This is a genomic window from Caballeronia telluris (assembly GCF_001544495.1).
Classification (GTDB): domain Bacteria; phylum Pseudomonadota; class Gammaproteobacteria; order Burkholderiales; family Burkholderiaceae; genus Caballeronia; species Caballeronia telluris.
In genome coordinates, this window is sequence record NZ_FCNZ02000012.1 from 1 (window position 1) to 17,054 (window position 17,054).

14 protein-coding genes, 2 pseudogenes and 1 riboswitch are annotated in these 17,054 nt (G+C 64.6%); of the genes and pseudogenes, 5 read left to right on the forward strand and 11 right to left on the reverse strand.

Annotation, left to right across the window (positions count from 1 at the left end):
* Positions 1-270: pseudogene (locus tag AWB66_RS16625) on the reverse strand (ISL3 family transposase); the annotation flags it as partial.
* 96 nt (positions 271-366) lie between these two features.
* Positions 367-705, reverse strand: a complete 339-nt coding sequence (locus tag AWB66_RS16630) for a hypothetical protein (RefSeq protein ID WP_087631283.1) — start codon at positions 703-705, stop codon at positions 367-369.
* A gap of 792 nt (positions 706-1,497) precedes the next feature.
* On the opposite strand from AWB66_RS16630, the gene AWB66_RS16640 reads away from it, so the two are divergent.
* The 3 genes from AWB66_RS16640 (at position 1,498) to AWB66_RS16650 (ending at position 4,107) form a co-directional block, all read left to right on the forward strand.
* Positions 1,498-1,836 (forward strand): helix-turn-helix domain-containing protein, encoded by a 339-nt coding sequence (locus tag AWB66_RS16640; RefSeq protein WP_087631285.1) that lies wholly within the window; start codon positions 1,498-1,500, stop codon positions 1,834-1,836.
* 722 nt (positions 1,837-2,558) lie between these two features.
* Entirely contained in the window at positions 2,559-3,266 is a 708-nt protein-coding gene (locus tag AWB66_RS16645; protein WP_087631286.1) for a PadR family transcriptional regulator, read from the forward strand.
* Positions 3,267-3,273: 7 nt separating this feature from the next.
* Positions 3,274-4,107 (forward strand): siderophore-interacting protein, encoded by an 834-nt coding sequence (locus AWB66_RS16650; protein ID WP_087631287.1) that lies wholly within the window; start codon positions 3,274-3,276, stop codon positions 4,105-4,107.
* A gap of 5 nt (positions 4,108-4,112) precedes the next feature.
* Here the strand turns inward: AWB66_RS16650 and AWB66_RS16655 are convergent.
* The 5 genes and pseudogenes from AWB66_RS16655 to AWB66_RS16675 all read right to left on the reverse strand — a co-directional run bounded on the left by AWB66_RS16655 (position 4,113) and on the right by AWB66_RS16675 (position 8,701).
* Positions 4,113-4,492: pseudogene (locus AWB66_RS16655) on the reverse strand (hypothetical protein).
* Between the two features lie 62 nt (positions 4,493-4,554).
* Positions 4,555-5,223 (reverse strand): RraA family protein, encoded by a 669-nt coding sequence (locus AWB66_RS16660; RefSeq protein WP_087631288.1) that lies wholly within the window; start codon positions 5,221-5,223, stop codon positions 4,555-4,557.
* Positions 5,220-6,260: an amidohydrolase family protein gene (locus tag AWB66_RS16665; RefSeq protein WP_087631289.1), complete on the reverse strand. Its 1,041-nt coding sequence runs from the start codon at positions 6,258-6,260 to the stop codon at positions 5,220-5,222. Before AWB66_RS16665 ends, AWB66_RS16660 begins: the two co-directional genes overlap by 4 nt.
* A gap of 23 nt (positions 6,261-6,283) precedes the next feature.
* Entirely contained in the window at positions 6,284-7,606 is a 1,323-nt protein-coding gene (locus AWB66_RS16670) for an MFS transporter (protein ID WP_087631290.1), read from the reverse strand.
* 195 nt (positions 7,607-7,801) lie between these two features.
* On the reverse strand, positions 7,802-8,701 hold the full coding sequence (locus tag AWB66_RS16675) for a LysR family transcriptional regulator (RefSeq protein ID WP_087631291.1): 900 nt from the start codon (positions 8,699-8,701) through the stop codon (positions 7,802-7,804).
* Positions 8,702-8,988: 287 nt separating this feature from the next.
* On the opposite strand from AWB66_RS16675, the gene AWB66_RS16680 reads away from it, so the two are divergent.
* Entirely contained in the window at positions 8,989-11,181 is a 2,193-nt protein-coding gene (locus AWB66_RS16680; protein WP_087631292.1) for a TonB-dependent receptor, read from the forward strand.
* Positions 11,182-11,268: 87 nt separating this feature from the next.
* Here the strand turns inward: AWB66_RS16680 and AWB66_RS16685 are convergent, their stop codons facing one another.
* The 4 genes from AWB66_RS16685 to AWB66_RS16700 all read right to left on the reverse strand — a co-directional run bounded on the left by AWB66_RS16685 (position 11,269) and on the right by AWB66_RS16700 (position 15,953).
* Positions 11,269-12,924 (reverse strand): PepSY-associated TM helix domain-containing protein, encoded by a 1,656-nt coding sequence (locus tag AWB66_RS16685; RefSeq protein ID WP_087631293.1) that lies wholly within the window; start codon positions 12,922-12,924, stop codon positions 11,269-11,271.
* A 38-nt stretch (positions 12,925-12,962) separates the two neighbouring features.
* Complete coding sequence (locus AWB66_RS16690; protein ID WP_087631294.1) at positions 12,963-13,259, reverse strand: hypothetical protein; 297 nt, start codon at positions 13,257-13,259, stop codon at positions 12,963-12,965.
* Positions 13,256-13,522, reverse strand: coding sequence for a hypothetical protein (locus tag AWB66_RS16695; protein ID WP_087631295.1), 267 nt, complete (start codon positions 13,520-13,522; stop codon positions 13,256-13,258). The genes AWB66_RS16690 and AWB66_RS16695 overlap by 4 nt, the downstream gene beginning before the upstream one ends.
* A 196-nt stretch (positions 13,523-13,718) precedes the next feature.
* A complete protein-coding gene (locus AWB66_RS16700; protein ID WP_235021135.1) occupies positions 13,719-15,953 on the reverse strand; it encodes a putative bifunctional diguanylate cyclase/phosphodiesterase in 2,235 nt (744 codons plus the stop codon).
* Positions 15,954-16,117: 164 nt separating this feature from the next.
* Positions 16,118-16,196, forward strand: a riboswitch (cyclic di-GMP riboswitch).
* A gap of 61 nt (positions 16,197-16,257) precedes the next feature.
* On the opposite strand from AWB66_RS16700, the gene AWB66_RS16705 reads away from it, so the two are divergent.
* Positions 16,258-17,046 carry a spherulation-specific family 4 protein gene (locus AWB66_RS16705; protein ID WP_087631297.1) on the forward strand — a complete coding sequence of 263 codons (789 nt, stop codon included), beginning with the start codon at positions 16,258-16,260 and terminating at the stop codon, positions 17,044-17,046.
* Positions 17,047-17,054: the final 8 nt, after the last annotated feature.

Genomic DNA, 17,054 nt, shown 5'->3' on the forward strand with positions numbered 1-17,054 from the left:
GACCAGCCGTACCGAGCCGTCCGGCAAGCGCACTCGCGGCACCCGCACTTCCAGATAGCACTCGTGTTGGAAAAAATTAAGGTGGCGCAGCCGCTTGATTTGCGTGTCATGCGCAGGGTGCTCGCCGGCGAGCCCGGGGTAGGCGAATCGGCTGCCGGCAACAAAGTCCACGGCAATCGTGAGCTGCCGTTTGGCAGTATCAAAGTCGACACCTTGCACATACCACGGGGCCTTGATTCCCAAGGCGGCTTCAAAGAGTTGATTCGTCATCGCTTCGTCCCGCATGGCTGGTTGCAGCATTCTGCCGCAACCAGCCATGCCCCAGCTTATCGATTCAAGGCGCCCCAAGGGTGCGCTGCGCCGGGCTCACGCCCGCCCTTGACTCGCTAGACCACCCACTCGGAATTCAAAAGAGGCCTTTTTCTCTGGCGTCCGTTCCGCTTCAGGTCTAACGCGCTTGCGAAGCCTATCTTCTTCCTCGCAAAGCGCAGGGAAGTCGATGCCGTAGACCATGGCCTGGCCAACGGCTTTGCAAAGATGATTTTTGAACATGCGGCCAAGCGCTGCGTCAGGTATTTCGAGCAGGGTTTCGGCGACTCTCGGGTCAAATAGGATGGCCGCAACGACGGCCCGATGAATGAGATGCTCCAGCCAATCTTCATCGAGCGCTGTTTTGTTGTCCGTACTACCTGTCGACTTCGCCATTCTCATTGTCTTACCTAAGTGGCCAATTCCTACTCCGCGCGGAATCGATGAAGCTTATGGCGCCGAAAAGGCTTGCGCAGCAACTGACGCGCCGAGACCAGTTTCATCTCTCACCGTAAGCGCGGTACTGTTAAACGTCTACGCTGACCCCGCAATGAGCAGTTCCGTGACATCGGTAACCGCGCCCTCACAGTTGGCTTGAAACCAGCACTCCCACACGCGTTCAACGTCCCAGAACGTCCCGGGCTTCCCAACAAGTCGATAGGTGTTCCCGTCGCTTGTAAATGCGCGCATCGCATCGTGGTCAAAGACGCCGACAGCCCAGCTAACGCGCCCTCGATTCACAGGGTCGAAGCCGACAAGATGCATCAAGCCGTCCGATGTCTCAAAGGCTCTCCAGCGCGATAAAGATATTTCAGCCTCTGGCGGAGACAGGAATTTGGGGCAAAGGGGCATGGAAACCTCCTTGATTGCTCGAGCGCGTCCTTTCGCTGGCACTGAGGGGGCCGCTGCCCGGTGTCGTCCTTCGTCCAGGCAGGCGTGGGTCAGCAAGGCACCGGCATGACCTGACGACCGACTACACCGACAGTTGCGCTGGTTAGCGGTCGTCGCACATCGGCTCGCATGTGCAGGCCCCGGACAAATGGCAGGCTCCGACGTTGACTTGGCAAGTCGCCCGGAACACCTTGACGAACCAGCAATTTCCGGTATGCGTCGAGTAGACGTCACTACCGTTCCCAATTCTACGAATTACGTAGAGATTCGACAAGCGACTTCTACGATATTCGTAGAATGACCAAACAGCAACCTGCATCCCTTTTCGGGCGTCGGCTTCGAGAAGCGCGACGCTTGGCGGGCATGCCACAAGACAAATTAGGCGTTCAGATTGGACTCGATGAGCACACAGCGAGCGCGCGAATCAGCCGCTATGAGACTGGCGTGCATGAGCCGCCCTTCGAAATCGCCGTGAAGCTCGCGGAAGTGCTACGCCTGCCGGCGGCATACTTCTACTGCGAGGACGAGGACCTCGCGGGAGTGGTGTTGGCTTGGGGGCGACTGCCGAAGCCCGACCGCAGGCATCTGCGGAAGTTGGTTGAGGCGCAGCTTGAAGAGAGAATCGCCTCGAGATAACCGCGCTTTGAGATACGACCCTTACCCGACCGCAGCATCCTGCTAATCATCCGCCAACGGTCAGCTCTTGCCTGATGCACCGCAAACTCTTGCTCACGCCCTCCTCGCTTCGCTTTTCTCACCGTCAATGCGTAATGCTCCTCGCGCTCGGCCCAGAAGCAGAAATGCGTAACGTCGGCAAAGCTTGAACCATTAGAGACGGAACGCCTCGGTCCGCTGGAAATCCCCGATGAGTTCGCTGACAGTCATTCTAAGGCCGCATTTTACCTCAGAGACCCGCCCCTCAAGCTGTCCGGTCGGCTACGAGGACGCGTAGCGCGCGACCGCCGCTGTGGTTTGCTGATTCGAAAATTAGCGGCCACGACCGTAACAGTCGTGGCCGCGCCGTCCTGCGTCGTATCAATTTGGGTTGTGACCGATAGTTTTTCCGTCGGCACTTTTTGGTTGATGCCCCACTCGCAGTCGCGCTTCGACATCGGTCAATGCTTACGTTGCTTGCGCCTTTCCGTTTGGCAACGACGTAAATCCCGCTGACATCGTCATTGAAAATTTGTGCATTGCACGTCGAATTTCGCAGTTCCCGCACACTTTATTGTTCCTGGCAGGGGGCTCTTGCCTCCCCGCACACCTTGTTGTGCGCCGATACCGAAACAAACTCCATTTGACAAACACTCTTAAGATATATAACTTAAGATATGTTTTACGATACCTGGAGCCAGTCGATGAAAAACCATTTCCCTTTCGGCCGCGGTAAAGACTTCGCGGCGCACTTCGGCCCTCACTCGCACGTCGGGCGCTGCATCGCGCAGGCAATCGGCCGGCACCGCGGACACGGCGGCGACTTTCCGGGCGGGCCCGGCGGCCATGGCGGACGCGGTGGCCGGGGCGGCTTCGGCGGCGATGACGGCATGCCGCGCGCCCGCAAATTCACCTCCGACGACCTGCAACTCCTGCTGCTCGCGCTGCTCGCCGAGGCGCCGCGTCACGGCTATGAACTCATCAAGGCGCTGGAAGACCGGTCGAACGGCTTTTACGCGCCGAGCCCCGGCATGGTCTATCCCGCGCTCACGTATTCGGAGGAACTGGGCTACGCAACCGTCGAACTGGAAGGCAACCGCAAGCGCTACGCGCTGTCCGACGCCGGTCGCGAGCATCTCGCCGCAAACCGCGAACGCGTGGACCTGATGCTCGCGAAGCTCAAGCATTTCGCCCGCAAGATGGATTCGGTGCGCCGCGCCTTCGCGGGCGAGGAAGCCGACGACGCCAGCGAAGGCGGCTGGGTGCCCGAACTGACCGCCGCTCGCCGCGCGCTCAAGCGCGCGCTGCTTCTGCGCACGGACGCGCCGCAGGACGAACAGCGGCGCATCGCCGCGATCCTCGCGCGCGCCACCGACGAAATCGAACAGGGCGCCGCCCGAGACAAGGAGTAATCCGCCGATGAACGACACCACCTTGCAAAGCCGCCCCGATCTGGAAGTCACGCGGGTGCGCCACGCGCTGAAATTCCGCCTTCTGCAGGTGACGCATGTGCAGGCGCTCACGCCGCATCTCACGCGCGTGACGCTCACGGGCGAAGCGCTCGACGACTTCGTGTCCGCCTCGTTCGACGATCACATCAAGGTCTTCTTTCCCGAGCCGGGCCAGGACAAGCCCGAGGTGCCGGTCGCGGGTCCGGACGGCCCCGTTTTCGATCCGGACAAACCGCGTCCGGTCGCGCGCGATTTCACGCCGCGCCGCTATGACCGCGAGGCGCGCGAGCTCGACATCGAGTTCGCGTTGCATGAAGCGGGCCCCGCCACGGCGTGGGCCGCGCAGGCGAAGGTCGGGCAGTATCTGGGCGTCGGCGGGCCGCGCGGGTCGTTCGTGATTCCCGCGCATTTCGACTGGCATCTTTTCGTCGGCGACGAAACCGCTCTGCCCGCCATCGCGCGCCGTCTGGAGGAATTGCCGGCCGGCACGCGCGCGGCGACCGTGATCGAAGTGGCCGATCCCTCGGCGCGCATCGAATTCGAAACGAAAGCGGATCTCTATGCGGAGTGGCGCTATCGCGAAGACGCCGTTCATCCGGACGGCGGCGCCCTGCTGCTCGCGCTGCGGGAAATGTTCCTGCCCGACGGCGACGGTTATGTCTGGGCCGCGGGCGAAGCGACGCTCATGCGCGCCGTGCGTCGGTTGCTATGCGGGGAACGGGGCATCGACAAGCGCCGGATTCGCGCCTCCGCCTACTGGAAACGCGGCGCGCAGGCGGTGCACGAGACGATCGACGAATAAGGCGTTCAGAGCGGCACGTCTTCGATCAGATCCGCGCGCACCGCGCGAATCCTGCGATCGACGAAGTAGCCGCCGCCTTCCGTGTAGCGCAGATAAAGAGCCCGCAGACCGAACATTCCCACACGCCGCAACGGTTGTACGGAAAATAGCGCGGCGCGATGGGCGCATCGGCGGACCAGTAGTTCGTCTTGCCGGGCAAGTACTCGGAAAACGTCGGCTCCGGATCGTTCTCCGGCGCGAGCGTACCGATCTCGCGCAACTGCGTTTCGTCGAGCGAAAGCGGCTGGGACTGCCAGCCGTCGAGCGGCGTCTTCGTGCATCCGCACGGACCGGGCGCCCGCGCTTCCGCGCGCCGCGCGTGGTCGATAAGGGTGGCTGCGTTCATATGAGGGAAGTCGTTAAAGCGAACGGGCCATGATGCGCGTGCGCACCTCGCACGGCAAGTCGTCAGCCGTTCATCATCCGGTCGCGCTGCGCGCTCACCCATGAGCGGTCGAACCGTCCCTCGGCAATCGATGCCAGCGCCGCCGCTTCCTTCGCCGCCTGCCGGCGCGCGCCTTCGATCACCGCGTGCACGTCGGCGGGCGAGATCGCGAGCACGCCGTCCTCGTCGCCGACGACGATATCGCCCGGATGCACCACCATGCCGCCGACCGTCACCGGGACGTTGATCTCGCCCGGCCCGTGCTTGTACGGCCCCCGATGCGTGACGCCGCGCGCGTACACCGGGAAATCGCGCTGGCCGAGCGCGCCGACATCGCGGATCGCGCCGTCGATCACGAGGCCCTGCACGCCGAGGCTCTCCGCGAAGCTCGCCATGATGTCGCCCATCAGCGCCTGCGTGAGTTCGCCCGCGCCGTCGATCACGAGCACGTCGCCCGGGCGACAGTAGTCGAATGCGCGATGGATCGCGAGGTTGTCGCCGCCGCGCGTGCGGACCGTGACCGCGGTGCCGGCCATCGGTTTGGGCCGGTGGAACGGCCGCAATCCGGTCGTTCCGCTCACGCGGGCCAGGTTGTCGCTCAGGAGCGATACCGCGAGTTCGCGCAGGGCGTCGAGCGTCGCCGGGCTCGCCTGGGCAGCCGATTCGTATTCACGCCATCCGGCCGGATTCATGAGGTCGCTCCTTCGGTTGATCGTTGTCGTTCGAGTTGCACGGACAGGCGCCCGTACACCGTGCGGGCGTTGTCCTCATAGATGCGTTGCCGGTCCGCCGCGCTCAGCCATTCGATGCCGTCGATATAGCGTCGCGTGTCGTCGTAGTAGTGGCCGGTTTCGGGGTCGATGCCCTGCACCGCGCCGATCGTCTCCGAGGCGAACAGGATGTTGTCGACCGGAATCACTTTCGCGAGCAGTTCGGCGCCCGGCTGGTGATAGACGCAGGTATCGAAGAAGACGTTCTTCAGCAGATACTCGGTGAGAAGCGGCCGCTTCATGTCCTGCGCGAGTCCGCGATAGCGTCCCCAGTGATACGGCACCGCGCCGCCGCCGTGCGGGATGATGAACTTGAGCGTCGGGAAATCCGCGAACAGGTCCGCCTGGAGCAGTTGCATGAAGGCGGAGGTGTCGCCGTTGATGTAATGCGCGCCGGTCGCGTGGAAGTTCGGATTGCACGACGACGAAACGTGGATCATCGCCGGCACGTCGAGTTCGACCATCGCTTCGTAGAGCGGATACCACGAGCGGTCGGTCAGCGGCAGTCCGGACCAATGGCCGCCCGACGGATCGGGATTCAGATTGCAGCCGATGAAGCCCAGTTCCTCCACGCACCGCCGCAATTCGGCGATGCAGTTCGCGGGAGCGACACCCGGCGCCTGCGGCAACTGGCAGACGCCCACGAAATTGCGCGAAAAAAGCCCGCACACGCGATGCACGAGGTCGTTGCATTCGCTCGACCAGGCCGCGTTCGCTTCGGCGCCGGCCAGGTGATGGCCCATCCCGGCGGCGCGCGGCGAGAAGATCGTGAGATCGGTGCCGCGCTCGCGCTGGATGCGAAGCTGCCCGCCTTCAATGCTCTCCCGGATTTCGTCGTCGGAGATGAACGGGCGCGGCGGCGGCGCAACGCCGTCCTTCAGCGCGGCGACCTGCTTCGTCCGCCAGGCTTCGTGTTGCGGCGGCGAGGTCGTGTAGTGGCCGTGACAATCGATGATCATATGTTCAGTCCCAGTGCGTGTTCTCAGGTGTGCGTGGCCGGATCGGCGGCGGGCAGTGCGGCGGTTTCATCGTCGGCGGGTTTGACGCGCATCACGAGCGCGATCACCGTCGCCACGACGAGGAATGCCGCGATGGTCAGCAGCGCAAGCTTGAAGTTGCCCGTCGCGCTGCGCACGAGGCCGATGCTCCACGGCCCGACGAGTCCGCCGAACTGCGCGATCGTGTTGATGAGCGCGATGGTCGCCGCGCCCGCCGCGCCGGTCCGAAACGACGAAGCGAGGCTCCAGAAGAGCGGATTGCCCGCGTAGATGAAGAGTCCCGTCACGCACAGCAGTGCATAGGCGATCACGGGATTCGGCGCATACGCGCTGCCCGCGATCGCGATGGCGCTCATGCCGTAGACGAAGGCGAGATGCTTCTTGCGATCGCCGGTGCGGTCGGAGCTGCGGCTGATGATGAACGTGCCGAGCACGCCGAGAAGCGGCGGCGCCGCCGAAAGAAAGCCGACCTCGATGTTGCTCAGTTGGCCGAGACTCTTGACGATCTGCGGCAGCCACAAGAAGAGGCCGTAGATGCCGACCAGCGCGCAGCCGAAAAGACACGCGAGGCTCCACACGCGGACATCGCCCGCGACGCGCATCAGCGGGAAATGCTTGTCGCCGCCGACTGCCACGCGCTCGGCCGCGAGCGTCGATTCGAGCCATTGCTTTTCGTCGGCGGCGAGCCAGTCGGCGTCGGCGGGGCGCTCCGTCATGATGCGCAGCGTGAGGAGGCCGAGCAGCATCGCCGGGACGCCCTCGAGGATGAACATCCATTGCCATCCTTGCAGGCCGAGTATGCCGTTCGCATACGTCATCAGCGCGGTCGAGATCGGACCGCCGAGCACCGCCGAAAACGAGCCCGCGATGATGTAGCCGCCGACCGCGCGCGCCCGGTAGCGCACGGGAAACCACTTCGTCAGGTAGACCGCGACGCCCGGCAGGAAGCCCGCTTCCATCACGCCGAGCAGAAAGCGCAGAACGTAGAAGCTCTTGTCGTCGAAGACGAAGGCGGTCGCGGCCGCCACCGCGCCCCACGTGAGCAAAATGCGTGCGATCCAGCGACGCGCGCCCACGCGATGCAGCAGCAGGTTGCTCGGCACTTCGAGCAGCATGTAGCCGACAAAGAAGATGCTGCCCGCAAAGCCGAACACGGCGGGGCTGAAGCCGAGCGCCTTGTTCATGTCGAGCGCCGCGAAGCCGATGTTGATCCGGTCGAGGTAATTGAAGAACATCATCGCGAAGAGCAAGGGCATGAGCCGCCCGTACACCTTTCGCATAGTCGCTGCTTCGTTGAAAGAGGTCATGCCGTCTCCTGCTCGTCGGCTTCGGCGGTAGCCGTTGCCGCGTTCTTATCGTCGGGTCGCGTGCCTCACGGCCCGCACTTGCGCTTCATGCCTACAAACACCCTTCGTCGATACGCTTGCAGGCATGAAGTCGATGATAAGAATCTGAGCAGGACGCGTCCAAGACGACTTCCTTATGCTTCTATAAGTCTTTTCTTATAGTGAGGCGTCGCCGAGCGGCGCGGGAAGGCAGCCGAGAAACGCACGCAGATGCGGCGAGGCGTCGTCGGTACGGAACGTCGCGGCGAGCGTCGACCACTGCGACGCGCCCGGCCCTGCGAGATGGCGGAACACGACATCCGTGCGCCCGTGCCGCGCCACCGACTCGCCGACGAACGTCACGCCGAGACCCGCCGCGACGAGCGCGATCGCGGTCTGGATTTCGTAGGCCTGATGCGCGACGAACGGCGTCACGCCCGCATCGCGATAAAGCGACTGCACCATGCGCTTGAACTGCGCGTTCTGATGCTTCGGATAGAGGATGAGCGGCGTATCGGCGAGTTCGGCGATGCGCACTTTCTTGCGCGCCGCCAGCGGATGATCCGGTGCGAGCGCGGCCACCACATGCTCGCGCAAGAGCGGATACGACGTGCAGCCGGGAATCGCGAGCGGCTGGCGTCCGATGCCGATGTGGATGCGCATGTCGCGCAGCGCGTCGGTCTGTTCCTCGGTGAGCATTTCGAAGAGCTTCAGTTCGACTTGCGGATACGCATGATGAAACGCCTTGAGCGCGGGCGGCAGGATGCTGTACATCGCGGAGCGCGTGAAGCCGATCGAAAGCCAGCCGCGCCGGCCGATGCCGATTTCCTGCGCGCCGAGGCTCGCCTGCTCCCACGAGCCGAGAATCTGGCGCGCTTCCGTGCAGAGATAGTGGCCCGCTTCCGTAAGACGCAGCGGCCGCCGCGCCCGGTCGACGAGTTGCGTGCCGAGCCGGTCTTCCAGCAGGCGGATCTGCTGGCTCAGCGCGGGTTGCGCTATGTGAAGACGCTCGGCCGCGCGGCTGAAATTCAGTTCCTCCGCGAGAATCACGAAGCACTGCAAAGCCCGAAGATTCATATCGACTTGTGTTGGGATGTGGCGTTGACGGGACGCCGCCTACTATAGCCGCGCCGTCCACGTCCGGCGCCGCGTTCCTTCTGCTGTGCTCATCCCCGTCTTATTGCAGCTTTCACACACTTCCGTTACGTACTTACAACATCTTTTAATGATAACGATTCGCATTTGAGTATAATCCGGGCGCCGCAAGTGCCGGCCGTCCGCGAATCAACCGGACGACACGCACACCGCCGCCCGGAATCCCTTTGCCCGGGACGGAAAACTCACCATCATGCATTGCTCCGTTCATGTCCGCTTCCCGTTTGTGCAATTCGCAGTTCGAAATTTCCCGGCGCTCCGTTCATCACGCGTCGATCGTCGCCGCGATCGCCCTCGCCTTCCAGCTTCCGGCCGCGTTCGCGCAGTCGGCCGACACCGCCGCACCGGCTGAAACCACGCTTCCCGCCGTCAAGATCCAGGCTTCGAAGGAAGCCCTGCCCGGCGATCTCGAACCGACTTTCGCGGGAGGCCAAGTCGCCCGCGGCTCCGATTTCGGCGTGCTCGGCCAGCAGAAGAACATCGACGTGCCGTTCAGCATGACGACCTACACGTCGAAGCTGATCGAAGACCAGCAGGCGCGCACGCTCGCCGACGTCCTCGACAACGATCCGGCCGTGCGCACCGCCTACGGCTTCGGCAACTTCTCGCAAGTGTTCGTGATCCGCGGCTTCGAAATGACCGGCGACGACATCTCGCTCAACGGCCTTTACGGCATCACGCCGCGCCAGCTCGTCTCGACCGACGCGCTCGAACGCGTCGACGTGTTCAAGGGCGCGAACGCGTTCCTCGGCGGCGCATCGCCGACGGGCACCGCGATCGGCGGCGGCATCAACCTGCAACTGAAGCGCGCCGACGACAAGCCGCTCACGCGCGTGACGGTCGAAGGCAGCGGCTCGGGCGAGTTCGGCGCGCATCTCGATGTCGGCCGGCGCTTCGGCAGCGAAGACCAGTTCGGCATTCGCGTGAATCAGGCGAATCGCGACGGCGAAACCAGCATCGACGGCGAACATCGCCGCGACAACACCACAGCGGTCGCACTCGACTGGCGCGGCGACAAGCTGCGTCTTTACGGCGACTTCCTCTATCAGCGCCAGCGCGTCAACGACGGCCGGCCGGTCGTGCGCGTGACGGGCGATGTGGTGCCGCAACCGCCTTCGGCTTCGTACAACTACGCGCAGACCTGGAGCTTCAGTTCGCTCGAAGACACGGTGGGCATCGTGCGGGCGGAATACGACTTCGTGCCCGGCTGGACGGCCTATGTCGCGGGTGGCGCGCGTCACACCAACGAGCACGGCGAATACTCGACGCCCGTCGTCGGCAACGCCGGCACGACGGCCTCGCGCCTCGGCGTGCCGCATCAGGAAGACGCCACCTCCGCCGAAGCGGGCGTGCGCGGACGTTTCAACACCGGGCCGGTTTCGCATTTCGTGACGGCGGGCGCGTCGATCGTGCGCGTCGACTCGCAGTCGGCCTACACGATGAGCCGTTCCTTCCCGACGAGTCTCTACGACACACAACAGGTGCCGTCGCCGGCCACGGCCTTCTCGGGCGGCGATCTGTCCGATCCGCAGACGACCGCGCTCACGCTGATGCGCAGCGTCGCGGTGTCCGACACGCTCGGCTTCCTGAACGACCGCGTGCTGTTCACGATCGGCGCGCGTCATCAGGGGCTCGTGTCGAACTCGTACGATTACACCGGCAAGCAGACCGAGGCCTATAACGATTCGATCACGACGCCGCTTTTCGGGCTCGTCGTCAAGCCGTGGCAGAACGTGGCGTTCTTCGCCAACCATAGCGAAGCGCTGGCCGCGGGCGACCAGGCGCCGTCGACGGCGAACAATTTCGGGCAGTTGCTGCCGCCCGAGCGCTCTAAGCAGTACGAAGTCGGCGTGAAGTACGACAACGAGAAATTCGGCGCGTCGCTGGCGGCATTCCAGATCGAAAAGCCGTCGACGTTCACGAACGGCGCGGGCTTCTTCGTCGCGGACGGCAACCAGCGCCATCGCGGCGTCGAGGCGGCGGTGTACGGCCAGCCGGTGAAAGGCGTGCGGCTGATCGCGGGCGCGACCTACATCAACGCGCAGCAACTCGACACGGCCAATGGCGCGACGGACGGCAACCGGCCGGTCGGCGTGCCGAGCTTCATGTTCAACCTGGGCGCGGAATACGACGTGCCGATGCTGACCGGGCTCACGCTCTCCGCGCGCTGGATTCACACCGGCTCGCAGTATCTGAACGTGACGAACACGCTGTCGATTCCTGCCTGGGACCGCTTCGACCTCGGCACGCGTTACGCGACCGTGGTGTTCGGCAAGCCGACCACCTTCCGGGCGAGCGTGACGAACGTCGCGAACAAGTCGTACTGGGCGTCGACGGCCGGCGGTTATCTGACGCAAGGCGCGCCGCGCACGTTCCTGCTTTCGATGACGACGGATTTCTGATTTCCGTCCATCGAGCGAGCCGCTAACGAAAACGCCGCCGGTTTCTGGAAACCGGCGGCGTTTTTTTTGCGCTGTCCTGTGGCCGGGCTAACGCGCGCCCCGCCGCTCCTCGTCAACCGAGGAGCGCGCTTCTTCGTCCCGCGCGGGCCGCGCCCGCAACGACCACACGCTGTCCGTGCGCGCCGATGCAACGCGCTGGCGCGTCTTGTGCCACATCCACGCGAAACACGACGCGCCGAGCGCCGCGCCCACGTCGACGCCGATGGCGTGCGCATCGGCGGAAAACCAGAGGCCGCTCGATGGCGCCAGCCAGCCGGCGACGCTCGCGAGCGGAATCGCGGCTGTACTGAGCGCCGCGAGCGCCAGCAGTTCCACCGATGCCCGCGCCGCGCCGCGCGCCATCGCCCAGACGATCGCGGCGACGAACGTCGTGTAGTAGATGCCGACATGCCACGCATGCAGGTCGCCGACGCGGCCGGCGAGCGCCTTGGCCGCCGCGAGCGTGAGCGATATCCCGCAGATGCAGCCGAGCGTCACGCCGACCGTCAGCGCGGCCATCACGAAGGTCGAGCGGCGTTGCGCGAGTTGCACGCCATCGCGGCGCGTCGCCTTGCGGCGGCTCTCGATCCAGAGCAGATTGCCCGAATAGAACAGAAACGCGCCCGCTAGTCCGAGGAAGAAATAGCTCCAGCGCACGGGCGCGCCGCCGTAGCTGCCGAAGTGGAGCGCGTAGAACGCACTCGTCGCCGCCGACCAGTTGCTGCCGCCGCCGTCGCCCGGCAGAAATTGCGCGTTGAGGAACGCGCCGGAGGCGGGGTCCATCAGCGCGAAACCGCCGTCGCGGGCGAGAAAGCGCGCGTCGTCGCCGGCGACGAAAACCGTCGCGCCCGGTTCGCCCGCGCGACGGTAGCGCAGCGCGGTCGGCTCGAAGTGCGGCGCGCGCTCACGGACCTTCGCGAGCAGTTGCGCGGGCGGCAGCATCGCGGGCGCGCGTTCGCCCGCCGCGTTCAGGTGCGCCGGCGCCTTCGCGAAGTACGGGTTTTGCGCCGCCATCATCGGCTTGAGCGCGCCGTCGTAGATCAGCTTGTCCTGCGCGCCGTAGATATAGTCGCCGAGGCCGAACGCGACCACCGAGAGCGCCATCACGAGATGAAACGGCAGGCTCAGGATGCCGACCGCGTTGTGCGCATCGAGCCACATCCGCTTCAGGTTCTTGCCGATACGCAGGGCGAACAGGTCCTTCACGAGCGTCGGCAGCAGCACGATCACACCGGACACCAGCGCGAGTCCGTACAGCAGCGACACGACGCCCATCACGCCGACGCCGAATTCATAGCCGCCCGGAACGCCGCCCGTCATGTGCAGCAAGTCGATGACGCGCGCCGCGTCCGAGGGCCGGCTTTCGGTCGCGTGCAACTGGCCCTGATCGTCGAGCCACGCATGCCAGCGACGTCCCGGCGACGGTTGCCAGGAAAGACGCACACGGTTTTCGTCGACTAGCGACAGGTTCAGGAGCTTGCGCGCGGCCGGATAAGCGGCGAGCGTGCGCTCGATCAGCGCGTCGGCGCGTTCGATCGGCACGGACGGCGTCGCGCTGGCGGCGGGCGGTGTCGTCCAGGCGGTCAGCGAGTCCTTGAACATCATGACGGCGCCGGCGTAGAACGCGATGAAGAGCAACAGCCCGGCGACGATGCCGGTCCAGGTGTGGACGGTCTTGTAGACACGAATGACGTCACTGCGCATGCTGAAGGAAGCCGAATCGGGGAAGTGGGTTGATGCGCTCAGGTCACGACGCGCTGGCAGAGCATGACGAGCGCGAACGCGGCGACGTTGAGCGCGGCGAGCCACGCGACGGCGCGCGCCCCGCTGCGGAACAGGAACGCGGCGGAGGCGACCGCGATCCAGACCGGCGGCACGAGCCACATCGCGACCTGGAATTTGCTAGCGGCGGCCAGACCGCCTGGCGAGAGGCGCGCGAGCAGCGCGCTGGCGGCGATCGCCAGTCCGAGACCGCCCGTGACGCCCGCGATGAACTTCGTCATCAGGGCGCGTTCGATCGGATTGACGGCGCGCGTCATCGTGCGCGCATCCGTTCGATCAGCACGCCGACAAACGGACACGCGGTCAGGCAGGCCATCGAAGCCGCGATGACGACGGAAAGCGACGTCGCGATTGGCAGCCCGCGCGCGGCGCTCACGAGCGACGCGACGATGCATACGATGCCCGCGATGCGCGACGGCCGGGCGGGCCAGGGGCGGCGAAGCCATCGCTGGTTGGGCGAACTGGAATGGAACAGCAGCGCGCCGGCGAGCGCCGACGCGACGGTGAAAGCGTGGTTCATGAATCTCGCGAAACGACCGGCGGACGTCTGCAATCAAATGAGAATGATTATCATACAGAAGTCGCTCTTGCTGATGACCGGTTTTTCGTGCCGTTCGGGGGATTCACCAAATTAATGTAGGGCGATTAATTCGACCGTTAGTTGCATTTGATGGCACTCGTTCGTAAAGGCCACCATCGCGAACGCCCGCAGAACGTCAGGGCGCCATCGCTTCGAGACGGCGCTGCGATCCACGTTCGAGCAGCCTGTCGAGCGAAACCGGCCTGCTCAACAAAAAGCCCTGCACCTCGTCGCAGCGTGCGTCGCGCAGAATGTCCATCTGATCCTGTGTTTCGACGCCCTCCGCGACGACCGCCATGCCGAGCTTGTGCGCCAGATCGATGACGCCTTCCACCACCGTCCTGACGGTCTCGTCGGACATGATGTTGTCGACGAATGACTTGTCGAGCTTCAGGACATCGGGACGAAAACGCGCCAGATAGCTAAGGCTCGAATAACCCGTGCCGAAATCGTCGATGGCGATCCGCACGCCCATGCGCTGGATCTGCGTGAGGACTTCCTGCGCGCCGTCGATGTTCTCGATCAGCGCCGACTCCGTGATTTCCAGCGTGATGCGGCGTGCGTCGATGCAACATCGCTTGATCGTCTGCTTGAGGACGGAAACGAGCTGGGGATCGCGGAACTGTTTCGGCGACACATTGATCGACACCGACTTCACCTCCGGCGTCGATGTCGCGAGCACGCTGGCCGCCTGCACGGCCTCGCGGATGATCCAGTGACCGGCCTCCACGATGAGCCCGCTCTCTTCGAGCACCGGAACGAAGGCGCCCGGCGCCAGCAGGCCGAGTTGCGGATGATTCCAGCGCAGCAGCGCCTCCGCGCCCGTGAGCGCGCCCGAATCGACGCGATAGTGCGGCTGGTAATGCAGGACGAACTGGTCGTCGCGGATCGCGTCGTGAAGCTCGGTCTCCAGATGCGCGCGCGCGAGGTCGACCTTTTCCTCTTCGCCGAACACGCGGAACGTGTTGCGTCCCGCCCGCTTCGCCGCGTACATGGCGAGGTCGGCGCTCGTGAACAGTGCCTCGGGCGTGCTGCCGTTCTCGGGATACATCGCGACGCCGATCGAGCAGGTCATCGTGACGGTCTTGCAGTCGATGCTGATCGGACGATGGCACGCGACCGCCAGCCGGCGGCACGCCTGGGCGATCCGGTCCGGGTCCGGCACGCCGGGCAGGAGAATCGTGAATTCGTCGCCGCCCGGCCGCGCCACGATCGCGCTTTCCGGCAGGACGCTGCGAATGCGCTCGGCGATGGCCGTCAGCACCGTGTCGCCCGCCGAATGGCCGGCGGTGTCGTTGATCGACTTGAAGCGGTCGATGTCGATGAAGAGATACGCGAACGGTTCGCCGGCATTGCAGTGGGCGAGCAGCGCCTCGGTCATCGAATTGCGGTTGTGAAGTCCCGTCAGACTGTCGATGTTCGCGAGCCGATGCAGTTCGCGAAGCCGCTCCTGCTCCTCGGTCGCGTCGACGCACACGCTCACCACGCGCGCCACCGCGCCCGCCTCGATGACCGGATAGATGTCCGCGCGCACCCAGCGGATACGCGCCTCGGGCAGACACAGCCGGAAATAGCTCTGCGCCGGCGCGCCGGTCTGGACGGCATCGCGCATCCGGCCGCGCAGTTGCGGCAGGTCGTCGGGATGAACGCGTTCGGCCCATGAGGTTTCATCGGCTTCGAGCGCGGACATCGGCATTTCCCACATCCGCTCGAACGCCGAACTCACGTGAAGCAGCGTGCGGAAGTCGTGGCTTGTGGTCCAGAACACGGCGTCGACGTGGTCTTCCATGTCTTTCTGGACCTGGGCATTGCCGCGCAGCTCGGCGATCAGATCGACTTCGGCCGTGATGTCGCGCGATTTGCAGAGGATCGCGACGACCTTGCCGCGCTCGCCGAACACGGGCGCGAAGGTCGACGTCCACCATTTCATCGAGCCCGTGACGGTGCGGCAGGCGCCCGAAAACGACGTCGATTCTGCCGCGATCGCGCGCGCGAATGCGTGCCGCGCCTCGGGGCCGTCCCAGAGGCCGAGCCAGTCGACGCCGACCATGTCGTCGGGGGAATCGGCTTCGAAGAGACGCGTACCGACGTCCGAAATGCACACGATGCGGCCATCGAGATCGAGCAGCTTGAGACAGTCCTCGGCGATGCCGAGCAGCCCTTTGGCGAACTGCTGCGCGACGAAAACCTGACGCTTCGATTGCTGCATGTGTTGCGCGACGACCGCCGCGCCCGCGATGAAGACGGCCAGCATCAGGTTCCACGGCAGCGGCGCCCACGCCGAGACAACCGCCGTCAGCGCGACGGCGGCGCATGGGAGCGCGAAGCCGTCGAGGCGCCGGCCGCACGTGACGTAGGAAAATCTCCTCAAGATCGTTTTGTCGATGGTCCCGAGGAAATCCGTCGCCTTTACCTGCACCGCACACCCCTTTCTACTGTTCGCTATTCGCTTCTTAACGGCGCGCGGCGGCGGGTCTTTAGTGGTCGATCCGCGACAATCGGCCGCATACTCAAGTTCGCCACGAACGCGCCGTAAAGCGCATATGGCAAAACCGGAGCAATCCGGCGACGCAAAACTAAAGGGACTTCGCTAAGAAGTCAGCCAGTTGCCCGGCGCGCGAGCGCAGGGCCAATCGACGGAAGTCCTTCAAGGGACGCCGCTCAGGAGGCAACAGATGTTCAACGTCCGCATCCGAATCGCTCTGCTGATGACGGCGCTCTTCCTCGCCATCCCGCCGACGCCATCGTTCGCAGCCGCGACCGGCCTGCCGCTCGTCGTACCCGCGTATTTCGATCCCGTCGGCAAGGGCGCGGCCTTCTGGAACGAGCTCGCGACAACCGCCGCGAAAGTCCCCACCATCGTGATCGTCAATCCGAACAGCGGCCCGGGCCTGCGCGAAGACCCCGCCTACACGGCGGCCATCGCAAAGGTGCGGGCGGCGGGCGGCAAGGTGATCGGCTATGTGTCGTCGTCGTATGCGAAGCGTTCGCTGTCTGCCGTGGTGAGCGACATCAACCTGTACGTGTCGCTCTACAGGATCGATGGCTTTTTCATCGACGAAATGACGAACGACAGCGTCACGTCGCACGTCCAGTTCTATCAGTCGGTGTACAACTACATCAAGGGCTTGTCGCCGCGCTATTCGGTGATGGGCAACCCGGGCACGAGCGTGCCCGAGCTTTACTCGAGCCTGCCGGCCGCCGATCAGTTCGTCGTATTCGAGGACAGCGCGAAACGCTACGCGAGCTATGCGAGCGCGCCCTGGCAGGCGCGTTATCCGAAGTCGCGCTTCGTGCATGTCGTCTATGGCGTGGACGCTTCGCAGCTAGCGAAGACGATCCAGTTCGCGAGCACGCATGGTGCGGGCGGTGTGTTCGTCACCTCGACCGGATTGCCGAATCCGTATAAGAACCTGCCGGCCTACTGGAATCACGAAGTCGCCGCCGCGGCGGCGATCCGGTGACGGCACAC

Excerpts from the sequence above, each read along its gene's own strand:
- AWB66_RS16670 (WP_087631290.1), bottom strand. The coding sequence starts at position 7,606 with ATGACCTCTTTCAACGAAGCAGCGACTATGCGAAAGGTGTACGGGCGG.
- AWB66_RS16695 (WP_087631295.1), bottom strand. The coding sequence starts at position 13,522 with ATGAACCACGCTTTCACCGTCGCGTCGGCGCTCGCCGGCGCGCTGCTG.
- AWB66_RS16650 (WP_087631287.1), top strand. The coding sequence starts at position 3,274 with ATGAACGACACCACCTTGCAAAGCCGCCCCGATCTGGAAGTCACGCGG.
- AWB66_RS16630 (WP_087631283.1), bottom strand. The coding sequence starts at position 705 with ATGGCGAAGTCGACAGGTAGTACGGACAACAAAACAGCGCTCGATGAA.
- AWB66_RS16660 (WP_087631288.1), bottom strand. The coding sequence starts at position 5,223 with ATGAATCCGGCCGGATGGCGTGAATACGAATCGGCTGCCCAGGCGAGC.
- AWB66_RS16645 (WP_087631286.1), top strand. The coding sequence starts at position 2,559 with ATGAAAAACCATTTCCCTTTCGGCCGCGGTAAAGACTTCGCGGCGCAC.
- AWB66_RS16665 (WP_087631289.1), bottom strand. The coding sequence starts at position 6,260 with ATGATCATCGATTGTCACGGCCACTACACGACCTCGCCGCCGCAACAC.
- AWB66_RS16690 (WP_087631294.1), bottom strand. The coding sequence starts at position 13,259 with ATGACGCGCGCCGTCAATCCGATCGAACGCGCCCTGATGACGAAGTTC.
- AWB66_RS16680 (WP_087631292.1), top strand. The coding sequence starts at position 8,989 with ATGTCCGCTTCCCGTTTGTGCAATTCGCAGTTCGAAATTTCCCGGCGC.
- AWB66_RS16705 (WP_087631297.1), top strand. The coding sequence starts at position 16,258 with ATGTTCAACGTCCGCATCCGAATCGCTCTGCTGATGACGGCGCTCTTC.
- AWB66_RS16685 (WP_087631293.1), bottom strand. The coding sequence starts at position 12,924 with ATGCGCAGTGACGTCATTCGTGTCTACAAGACCGTCCACACCTGGACC.
- AWB66_RS16675 (WP_087631291.1), bottom strand. The coding sequence starts at position 8,701 with ATGAATCTTCGGGCTTTGCAGTGCTTCGTGATTCTCGCGGAGGAACTG.
- AWB66_RS16640 (WP_087631285.1), top strand. The coding sequence starts at position 1,498 with ATGACCAAACAGCAACCTGCATCCCTTTTCGGGCGTCGGCTTCGAGAA.